The following is a 10,213-nucleotide window of genomic DNA, read 5'->3' on the forward strand; positions in this document are numbered from 1 at the left end:
CCGCGCAGCGAGCCCCCGAGGAACGCCCCAGGAAAGCTCCAAGGAAAGCTCCATGACCGCGCCGATCCCGATCCTCTTCCTGAACGGCCCGAACGCCAACCTGTACGGGCTCGACCCGAGCGGCACCTATGGCACGGAGAGCTTCCCCGCGCTCAAGGCGCGCTGCGAGCGGCACGCCGAGAGCGTCGGGGTCGGCCTCGACTTCCGGCAGTCGAACCACGAGGGCGTGCTCGTGGATTGGATCCAGGAGGCGCGGGGGACGGCCGCGGGCCTCGTCATCAACGCGGCCGGGCTCACCTACACCTCCGTGGCGATCCTCGACGCGCTGCTGGCCTTTCCCGGACCCATCGTCGAGGCTCACATGAGCAACATCTGGAAGCGGGAGCCTTTCCGTCACCATTCCTACGTCTCGCGGGCGGCGACCGGCGTGGTCGCGGGGCTCGGCGGCCTCGGCTACGAGCTGGCCATCACCGCCCTCGCCACCTTGGTGCGGGAGGCCCGCGCGTGACCGAGACCCTGGTCTTCGCGAGCGCCGTCGACCCGATCGAGCCCTGGCGCGCGGCGCTGGAGGCGCTGCTGCCGGACGTGCGCGTCAGGACGCCGGACGAGATCGGGCCCGGGGACGATGTCCGCTACGCGCTGGTCTGGAAGCCGCCGGCCGGATTCTTCGCGCGGCATCCCGGCCTGCGGCTCGTCACCATCCTGGGCGCGGGCGCCGACGCTCTCGTCGGCCGGGACGACCTGCCCGACGTGCCGATCACCCGCCTGTCCGACCCCGAGATGGCACGGATGATGACCCACTACGTGCTGTTCGCGGTGCTGCGCTACGCCCGCGACATCCCGGCGTTCGAGGCGGCCCAGCGGGCCGGCCGCTGGCACTACGTCCACCCGCGCGAGGCCCGGGAAATCCGGGTCGGCGTGCTGGGCCTCGGCGAGCTCGGCGGCGCGGCGGCGCTCGAACTTGCGCGGCAGGGGTTCTCCGTCGCCGGCTGGTCGCGCACGCCGAAGGCGCTTCCCGGAGTCGACTGCCACGCGGGACCGGACGCGCTGATCCCGTTTCTCGCGCGGAGCGAGATCCTGGTGGTGATGCTGCCGCTGACCCCTGAGACCCGGCGCCTGGTCGGAGCGGCCGAGATCGCTGCGCTGCCGCGGGGCGCCGCGCTCATCAACGTGTCGCGCGGGGCCGTGATCGACGAGGCGGCGCTCGTTGCGGCTCTGGCGGCCGGCCACCTCGGTGGGGCGACGCTCGACGTGTTCGAGACCGAGCCGCTCGCGGCGGGGCACCCGCTCTGGGGGATGGAGAGCGTCCTCGTCACGCCGCACCTCGCCTCGGTGGCGATCCCCGCCTCCGCGGCCCGGCAGATCGCCGAGAACATCCACCGGGTGCGCGCGGGCCGCGCGCCCGAGCACCGCGTGGACCTGACGCGGGGCTACTGAGAGGCTGGCACGGGAGATCTCACGGCCGACGGCCGTTTCCTGCGGCGGCTCCGGCCCGGTTCCGGCCCGTCAGGCCCGGGTATAGGCGTCGTAGTTGCGCTGGATGACGATGTGGTCGGCGATGTGCTTCGCGTCCTGCCAGCAGCCGTAGATGAAGGCGGAGGCGCGGTTGGTCAGGTCGGGCAGGCCGAGGAAGTAGATGCCGTTCTCCGCGGAGACGCCGCGCTTGTGCAGGGGCATGCCCTGCTCGTCGAACGCGTCGACGTCGAGCCAGCTGAAATCGTACCGGAAGCCGGTCGCCCACAGGATGGTGCCGATGCCGGCTCTGCCCAAGTCGAGGCTGAGGATCGGCTCCTTGAGGCAGTCCGGGTCCTCGTAGCGCTGCCACGCCTCGGGCTCGGGCGGCAGGTCCATGCCCTTGCGCGCGATATAGGCGTCGGCGTCCCGCAGGACCTCGAAATAGGCCTCGTCGCCCTCGGCGATGTTCCGCACGAGGTCGTCCGCGAAGTGGAGCGTGCCGTTCTCGTAAGCGCGGGTCACGCCGACCAGCGTGACGCCCATATGCGCCAGGCGCCGGAAATCGACGGTCCGGCCGCCCTCGTAGCCGCTCACCGCGAAGGCGACGTGGCGCTTCTTGCGCTTCGACTTGACTTCGTCCCAGAGGCCGAGCGCGCCCAGCCACCAGCAGTAATCCCGCTGGCGATAGGCGCGGGGCGGCCGGTAGTGCTCGCCCACGGACAAGTAGACTCGCCGTCCAGCCTTGCAGAGCTCCTCCGCGATCTGCGAGCCGGACGCGCCGCATCCGACGACCAGCACGGCGCCGTCCGCCAGCTGGCCCGGATTCTTGTACGCTGAGGAGTGTAACTGATGGACCGCCGCGTCCCCGGGAACGATGTCCGGGAACGAGGGCACTTGGAACGGCCCGGTCGCGGCAACGACGCGCCGCGCCTCGAAGATGCCGTCCGACGTCGTCACGGTGTAGCCGGGGCGACCCTGGCTGTGCCTGACGAGCCTGACCTCCACGCCGGTCCGTATGGGAGCCTCGATCATCGCGGCGTAATCGTTGAAGTATCTCGCGACGCGATCTTTGCCCGGAAAAGCGTCCGGATGCACATCCTCGAACTCTAGGTTCGGGAAGCGGTCGTGCCACGCCGGCCCGTTCGCCACGAGCGAGTCCCAGCGCATGGAGCTCCAGTTCTCCGCGATACGGCTCCGCTCCAGCACGATGTGCGGGATCTTCAATGCGCTGAGATGCTCGCTCATCGCGATACCCGACTGGCCCGCTCCCACGACCAGGGTGTCGGTGGTTTCGACTGCCATGTCAGCTCCCGAAAGCTCGCAGACTCTTCAATCACGAGATCCGCCGGCGGCGTCGGAACCGGCCGGATTGGACCTGCTGTACGCGGGGTCGGCGACGGTGATTGGTGAGCCGGGTCTGCTGGAACGGGCCGCAGATGAGAAGTACGATTATCGTATGGTGTGCTTCGGAAAATGCGAATTGCTCATCCGAGCTCACGTCTGCGGTGCGCGGTCGTCCTGCCGGCGCGGGCTCGCGCGCTGAGATCCCGAGGCAACCGACCCCGATCGGTCGCCGAAAGCGGATGATCGCACGGCAAAGTCCGAACGCCCTCATCTCACCGCGTCCGCTCGCGAGCACCCAGGACGGCGACGGCCTCTGCCGATCCGCCGCGCCCCATTCGATCCTAGAGACGGGATGCGGTTCTTCCGAAGATCCCCTCTCGGGCACTCTCCAACTCGCGCCTGGGCCAAGCGAGCATCCACTCGCTCACGGTCGGGCGTCGCAGCGAACAGACCGGTATCGGCCAGGATCAGCCGGCTGCTCCGCGCCCATCGGGCGGTTCGCCGGTCGCCCCCGGCAGCTCCCAAGCAGACCTCGGCCCGGCACGCATTGCCGGATGCGAATGTCCCTTCCTGTCGACTCCGGATGCTGTGAGGGACGGGTCCGTCCCCGACAGGGGTGCGGGCCCGAACCGAGCAGGTGCCGCTGGTCTCCCGCGCGGTTCAGAGTGAATAGATCCCGCCTGAACACACCAGCCTGCGGGCTCAATATTTGAGCGACCGTGACGCACAATGAGGCGCCGCGTGACGTCTTTTTCCGCGGCCTCGGTTTGACAAATCACTGATTCGGAACTGATATACCGATATATCGCTGAGCGCCGCCGGGGGCGGGACAGCCTCGCCCACCCGTTCGGGTCAGGCCGCCGGCCTTCGGGCGGCGAAGAGTAGATCTCGAGCACGACAAGATCAGAGCGAATAGGGTTTTCACGGGTTCGATTTTTCCGCGCATGTCGTGGCAGTGTACGGAGCTTCCATGTCGAACATTCTTCGAGCCTTGCTCACGATATCGGCTCTCGCGGTGCCATCTGTCGGACAGGCGCAGCCCGTCTCGGGCGGTCGCGCCAACCTGATCGTTCAGCCGGAACCGCCCAGCCTGATGCTCGGTCTCGTGACCAACGCGCCGACGCAGCTCGTAGCCGGGCAGATCTACGAAGGATTGCTGCGCTACGACGACAAGCTCAAGCCGCTGCCGTCCCTCGCGAAGAGCTGGGATATCTCCCCTGACGGACTGCGTTACACGTTCCACCTCAATCAAGGCGTGACGTGGCACGATGGAAAGCCATTCAGCTCCGCGGATGTCCTGTTCTCGGTCAACGAATTCCTGATGAAGACGCAGCCGCGTCACAGGAACACGATGACGCGTGTGGCCGATGTCGGTGCGCCGGACGATCACACGGTGGTCTTCACCCTCAAGGAGCCCTTCGAGCCCTTCATCCGCAGCTTCGCCTTCTGGGTGATGCCGATGGTGCCCAAACATATCTACGCGGGTACCGACTACGCCTCCAACCCGGCGAACGACAGGCCGATCGGCACCGGGCCGTTCAAGTTCGAGAGCTGGCGGAAGGGGAGCGCGATCCACCTCGTGAAGAACGAGGCTTACTATCTCGCGGGCAAGCCGTATCTTCAGGACATCTACTATCACGTCATCCCGGACGGCGCCTCGCGCGCCGTTGCCTACGAGACCGGCAAGGTCGACGTGCTGCCGGGCGGGTCGGTCGAGAATTTCGACGTGCCGCGGCTGACGGCCCTGAAGAACACCTGCGTCTCGCAGAAGGGTCAGGAGTTCGACTCGCCCCTGTCGTTTCTCTGGCTCAACAACCGGAAGCCGCCGATGAACGACGTGCGGTTCCGCCAGGCGGTCATGTACGCCATGGACCGGCAGTTCGCCCTCGACGTCCTGTGGAACGGGATCGGCAAGGTCGCCACCGGTCCGATCGCCGGGACGACGCCGTTCTACAAGTCCGTCCAGCCGCAGTATCCGCACGATCCGAAGAAGGCGAAGGCGCTGCTCGCCGAGATGCACTACGACGGCAAGCCGCTGAAGCTGCTGCCGCTTCCCTACGGCGAGACGTGGCAGCGCTGGGCGGAGGCGGTGAAGCAGAATCTCGGCGAGGTCGGCATCCCCGTCGAGATCCAGGCCACCGACGTGGCGGGCTGGAACCAGCGCGTGTCCCAATGGGACTACGACATGGCCTTCACCTTCCTGTTCCAGAACGGCGACCCGGCCCTCGGCGTCGAGCGGAACTACATCACCTCGCAGATCTCCAAGGGCAATCCCTGGAACAACGTCGAGGGTTACTCGAACCCGACCGTGGACGCGCTGTTCGCCAAGGCGGCGCTGGCGACGCCGGCCGAGAAGCGCCAGGATCTCTACGACGAGGTCCAGAAGGCGGTTCAGGCCGACGTGCCCGTGGCGTGGCTGCTCGATCTGCGCTTCCCGGTCATCTACCGGTGCAACGTCCAGGACCTGATCACCACCGCCAACGGTCTCAACGACTCGCTGCGCGACACGTGGATCAAGCGCTGACGGCGCCGGACCGGCCCGCACGACGCCTCATCCAGCGGCCCCGATCGCGGGGCCCCGTCCGACCCCGAGCCGCCGGCCGTTCCGGCGGGGCTCCCGCGCGCGGAGGACCATACCCGTCATGCCCCGCTTCATCGCCTCGCGCCTGGGCAAGATGGCGCTCATCCTGGTCGGGATCGTCATCCTCAACTTCGCGCTCATCCACGCGGCGCCGGGGGATCCGGCCTCGGTGATGGCGGGCGAGGCCGGCGATGCCGACGCCGCCTTCCTGCAGCAGTTGCGCGAGCGCTTCGGCCTCGATCGGCCGCTCCCGATCCAGCTCCTGACCTACCTCGCGAACGTCCTGCGGCTCGACTTCGGCTATTCCTACCGCCAGGGCATGCCGGTGATCGACCTGATCACCGACCGGCTGCCCGCCACCCTGCTCCTGTCGGGCTCGGCCTTCCTGATCTCCCTCGTCCTCGGCGTGGCGGCGGGGGCGCTGGCGGCCTCGCGCCAGGGCAAGGTCTCCGACTCGGTCATCTCGACCCTCGCCCTCCTGTTCTACGCCACGCCGCTGTTCTGGCTGGCGCTGATGGCGGTGCTGCTGTTCTCGGTGCAGCTCGGCTGGTTTCCGGGCTTCGGCTACGAGAGCGTTGGCTCGGGCTACAGCGGCCTCGAACGGGCGGCCGACATCCTCCACCACCTCGTCCTGCCGGCCCTGACGCTCGGCCTGTTCTTCATGGCGGTCTACGCCCGCATGACCCGGGCCTCCGTGCTGGAGGTGAGCCGCCTCGATTTCGTGCGGACCGCCCGCGCCAAGGGTTTGCGCCCCCGCGTCGTGCTGGTCCGCCACATCCTGCGCAACGCCATCCTCCCGGTGGTGACGCTGGCCGGCCTCCAGGCGGGGCAACTCGTCGGCGGCGCCGTGCTGATCGAGACCGTCTTCGCGTGGCCGGGCATCGGCCGGCTGATGTTCGAGGCCCTCGAGCAGCGCGACTACAACCTCCTCCTCGGCATCTTCGTCGTCTCCGCCGCGATGGTGCTGGCCTTCAACCTCATCACCGACATCCTCTACCGGCTGGTGGATCCCCGTATCGGAGCTGCGGCATGACGGCGTTCTGGGCCCGATACGCCCGCAACCGCGGCGCGGTGGTGGGAATCGTCATCCTCGTCCTGGTGCTCGTCCTGGCGATCGCGGCGCCGGCGCTCTACCCGCGCTCCCCCTGGGCGATGGTGCAGCGCCCGTTCCTGCCGCCCTTCACCAACGGCGGCTACCCGCTGGGCACCGACACGATGGGCCGGGATATCGCCTCCGCGGTGGCCCACGGGGCCGGGGTGTCGCTGCTGGTCGGCTTCGTCTCGACCCTCGCGGCCCTGCTGATCGGCATCCCGATCGGGGCCGTCGCGGGCTACTTCGGTGGCCGGGTCGACGACCTGCTGATGCGCTTCACCGAGTTCTTCCAGAGCGTGCCGAACTTCGCCCTGGCGGTGGTGCTGGTGGCGATCTTCCGGCCGAGCCTCGTCTCGATCGTCACGGCCATCGCGATCGTGAGCTGGCCGCCGGTGGCCCGGCTCCTGCGCGGCGAGGTGATGGCGCTGCGCGGGCGGGAATTCGTGCAGGCCGCGGTGCTGTCGGGCCAGCGCAGCGGCCCGATCATCCTGCGGCAGATCCTGCCCAACACGCTCTCGCCGGTCATCGTCCTCGGGACCATGATGGTGGCGGCCGCCATCCTGCTGGAGAGCGCCCTGTCGTTCATGGGGCTCGGCGACCCCAACATCATGTCGTGGGGCTACGTCATCGGCGCCGGGCGCACGGTGATCCGGCAGGCCTGGTGGGTGAGTCTCTTCCCCGGCGTCGCGATCCTCCTGACGGTGCTCGCCCTGAACCTCGTCGGCGAGGGGCTGAACGACGCCCTCAACCCGCGCCTGTCGCGCAGGACGCGATGAGGGGCGCAGCCATGACCGTCGCCCCCCGAAACCACGCGCCCCAAAACCACGCCGCCGGCGAGCCGGTCCTCGTCGTCGAGAAGCTCGCCGTCGCCCTGCCGTCCGGCGCGGACCGCCCCTACGCCGTCGACCGGGTCAGCCTCACGCTGAGGGCCGGCGAGATCCTCTGCATCGTCGGCGAGAGCGGCTCGGGCAAGTCGATGTCGGCCAACGCCGCGATGGGCCTTCTGCCGGAGACGGTGCAGCCGGTCGGCGGCCGGATCCTCCTCGGCGGGACCGACCTGCTCACCCTCGACGAGGCGGAGCTCTACGCGGTGCGCGGGCGGCGCATCGCGATGATCTTCCAGGAGCCGATGACGGCCCTCAACCCGCTGATGCGGATCGAGGCGCAGATCGCCGAGGTCTTCGCCGCGCACGGCCTGCTGACGCCCCGGACGCGCCGGAGCCGGGCCCTCGAACTGCTGGCCGAGGTCGGCCTGCCCGACCCGGCGCGCGCCGCCGCCGCGTACCCGTTCCAGCTCTCGGGCGGCCAGCGGCAGCGCGTGATGATCGCTATGGCGCTGGCCCTCGAACCGCAGGTGCTGATCGCCGACGAGCCGACCACGGCCCTCGACGTCACCACGCAGGCGCAGATCCTGCGCCTGATCCGCGATCTCCAGGCCCGGCGCGGCATGGCGGTGATGTTCATCACCCACGATTTCGGCGTGGTCGCCGAGATCGCCGACCGGGTGGCGGTGATGCAGCACGGCCGGATCGTCGAGGAGGGCCGCGCCGCGGACGTCCTCGAGCGGCCGCAGCACCCCTATACCGCCAAGCTGATCGCCGCGATCCCCGACATGGAGGCCGGGGCCGGCCGGGCGGCGCGGGCGGCGCCTCGGGACTCGGTCCTCGACGTCGAGGGTCTGACCAAGAGCTACACGCTCGGCGGCGGCCTGTTCCGGGCGCCCCGGACGGTCGCGGCGGTGCGCGACGTCACGTTCACCCTCGGCCGCGGCGAGACCCTGGGCATCGTCGGCGAGAGCGGATCGGGCAAGTCCTCGGTGGGGCGGTGCCTCGTGCGGCTCCAGGACCCGGACGGGGGACGGGTGCGCCTCGGCGGCATCGACATGGCCGGCCTGTCGGGCGAGGCCCTGCGGCAGGCGCGGCGGCGGATCCAGATGGTCTTCCAGGATCCCTACGGTTCGCTGAACCCGCGGGTGCGCGTCGGGCGGGCCATCGCCGACGGCCCGATCGCCTACGGCGAGGATGTCGGGACCGCCCTGAAGGCCGCGTCCGCGCTCCTCGAGCGCGTCGGCCTCGATGCCTCGGCGGCGGACCGCTACCCCCACGAGTTCTCCGGGGGGCAGCGCCAGCGCATCGGCATCGCCCGGGCCCTGGCGCTCAAGCCCGAGATCATCGTGGCCGACGAGGCGGTCAGCGCCCTCGACGTCTCGATCCAGGCCCAGATCCTCGACCTCCTCGACGAATTGAAGCGGGAGCTGCACCTCTCGCTCCTGTTCATCACCCACGACCTGCGGGTGGCGGCCAAGATCTGCGACCGCGTGATGGTGATGGAGAAGGGCGCCGTCGTGGAGATCGGGCCGGGGCCCGAGATCTTCTCGAACCCGCGCGAGCCCTACACGCGCAGCCTCGTGGCGGCGATCCCCGGCCGCAGACCGCGCACGACGCCGCCGGAGGCGCCCGCTTCCGCGCCCTCTGCCTCCGTCTCCCTCGCCTCCGTTTCCCTTGCCCCCGTTCCCCTTCCGGCCGCGATCAGGACACCCGTCTGATGACCTTCATGCCTAACTCCGTCGAGGCGCGCGACATCGCCTACCAGCTCCATCCGCTGGTCGACCTGCGCAACTACGACAAGACCGGTGCGCTCGTGATCGAGCGGGGGGAGGGGATCTACGTCTACGACAATGCCGGCCGACGCTACATCGAGGGGCTGGCGGGTCTCTGGTCGGTCGCCGTGGGCTTCGGCGAGCGGCGCCTGTCGGACGCCGCCAAGCGGCAGATGGACCAGCTCTCGTACTACCACATCTTCGCGCACAAGACGCACGGCCCCTCGGTCGACCTCGCCGAGAAGCTGATCAGCCTGGCGCCGGTCCCGATGTCGAAGGTGCACTTCACCTCCTCCGGGTCCGAGGCCAACGACCTCGTCGTCAAGCTGGCGTGGTACCGCTCGAACGCGCTGGGCAAGCCGGAGAAGAAGAAGATCATCGGCCGCCTGAAGGGCTATCACGGCGTCACCATCGCGGCGGGCTCGATCACCGGCCTTCCGCGCAACCACGAGAGCTTCGACCTGCCGCTCGACCGGATGCGGCACGTCTCCTGCCCCGACTACGCCGGGTCGGCCCTGCCGGGCGAGAGCGAGGCCGCGTTCTCCCGACGCATGGCGGACGAGCTCGAGAAGCTGATCCTGGCCGAGGGGCCGGACACCGTGGCGGCCTTCTTCGGCGAGCCGGTGATGGCCTCGGGCGGGGTCTACGTCCCGCCGGAGAACTACTGGGCGGAGATCCAGGCGGTGCTGCGCCGCTACGACGTGCTGCTGGTGGCCGACGAGGTGATCTGCGGCTTCGGGCGCACGGGGGCGATGTTCGGCTGCGAGACCTTCGGCATCGAGCCGGACGTGATGGTGCTCTCGAAGCAGATCTCCTCCTCGTACATGCCCCTCTCGGCGATCCTGATGAACGCGAACTTCTACGAGCCGATCGCCGACGAATCCGCCCGGCTCGGCGTGCTCGGCCACGGCTACACGGCCTCGGGCCATCCCGTCGCCACCGCGGTGGGCCTGGAGAACATCTGGATCATCGAGGAGCGCGACCTCGTGGGCAATTGCCGGCGCCTCAGCCCGCTCTTCCTCGAGCGGCTGGTGGGGCTCGCCGAGCACCCCCTGGTGAAGACGTGGCGCGGCGTCGGCCTGATCGGGGCCCTCGAGCTGAAGCCCGCGACGGCACCCGGCGCGAAGCCCGGCGCGGCCGG

General features: G+C 69.4%; 8 protein-coding genes. 7 read left to right on the forward strand and 1 reads right to left on the reverse strand.

What is annotated here, in order from left to right; translation table 11 throughout:
* The first annotated feature begins 52 nt into the window (after nt 1-52).
* Together ACTJK8_RS15870 and ACTJK8_RS15875 are read left to right on the forward strand one after the other, a co-directional pair.
* Nucleotides 53-508, forward strand: coding sequence for a type II 3-dehydroquinate dehydratase (locus ACTJK8_RS15870; RefSeq protein WP_127992685.1), 456 nt, complete (start codon nt 53-55; stop codon nt 506-508).
* The gene (locus ACTJK8_RS15875) at nt 505-1,437 is read left to right on the forward strand and encodes a 2-hydroxyacid dehydrogenase (protein WP_029358611.1); all 933 of its coding nucleotides are present in this window, start codon (nt 505-507) and stop codon (nt 1,435-1,437) included. Before ACTJK8_RS15870 ends, ACTJK8_RS15875 begins: the two co-directional genes overlap by 4 nt.
* A 69-nt stretch (nt 1,438-1,506) precedes the next feature.
* Here ACTJK8_RS15875 and ACTJK8_RS15880 read toward each other — a convergent pair whose 3' ends face one another.
* Nucleotides 1,507-2,757, reverse strand: coding sequence for a flavin-containing monooxygenase (locus tag ACTJK8_RS15880; protein WP_440762167.1), 1,251 nt, complete (start codon nt 2,755-2,757; stop codon nt 1,507-1,509).
* Between the two features lie 1,012 nt (nt 2,758-3,769).
* Here ACTJK8_RS15880 and ACTJK8_RS15885 point away from each other — a divergent pair.
* The 5 genes from ACTJK8_RS15885 to ACTJK8_RS15905 form a co-directional block, all read left to right on the forward strand.
* Nucleotides 3,770-5,323, forward strand: coding sequence for an ABC transporter substrate-binding protein (locus ACTJK8_RS15885; RefSeq protein WP_058607669.1), 1,554 nt, complete (start codon nt 3,770-3,772; stop codon nt 5,321-5,323).
* A gap of 118 nt (nt 5,324-5,441) precedes the next feature.
* Nucleotides 5,442-6,413, forward strand: a complete 972-nt coding sequence (locus ACTJK8_RS15890) for an ABC transporter permease (protein ID WP_440762168.1) — start codon at nt 5,442-5,444, stop codon at nt 6,411-6,413.
* Nucleotides 6,410-7,249, forward strand: coding sequence for an ABC transporter permease (locus ACTJK8_RS15895; RefSeq protein WP_012320163.1), 840 nt, complete (start codon nt 6,410-6,412; stop codon nt 7,247-7,249). Before ACTJK8_RS15890 ends, ACTJK8_RS15895 begins: the two co-directional genes overlap by 4 nt.
* An 11-nt stretch (nt 7,250-7,260) precedes the next feature.
* Nucleotides 7,261-9,018: an ABC transporter ATP-binding protein gene (locus tag ACTJK8_RS15900; protein ID WP_287079447.1), complete on the forward strand. Its 1,758-nt coding sequence runs from the start codon at nt 7,261-7,263 to the stop codon at nt 9,016-9,018.
* On the forward strand, nt 9,018-10,213 hold a 1,196-nt coding region (locus ACTJK8_RS15905; protein WP_440762169.1), incomplete at its 3' end, for an aspartate aminotransferase family protein. The genes ACTJK8_RS15900 and ACTJK8_RS15905, both read left to right, overlap by 1 nt.

The sequence above is a fragment of the Methylobacterium sp. 22177 genome (genome assembly GCF_052045615.1).
GTDB classification, from domain to species: Bacteria; Pseudomonadota; Alphaproteobacteria; order Rhizobiales; family Beijerinckiaceae; genus Methylobacterium; species Methylobacterium radiotolerans.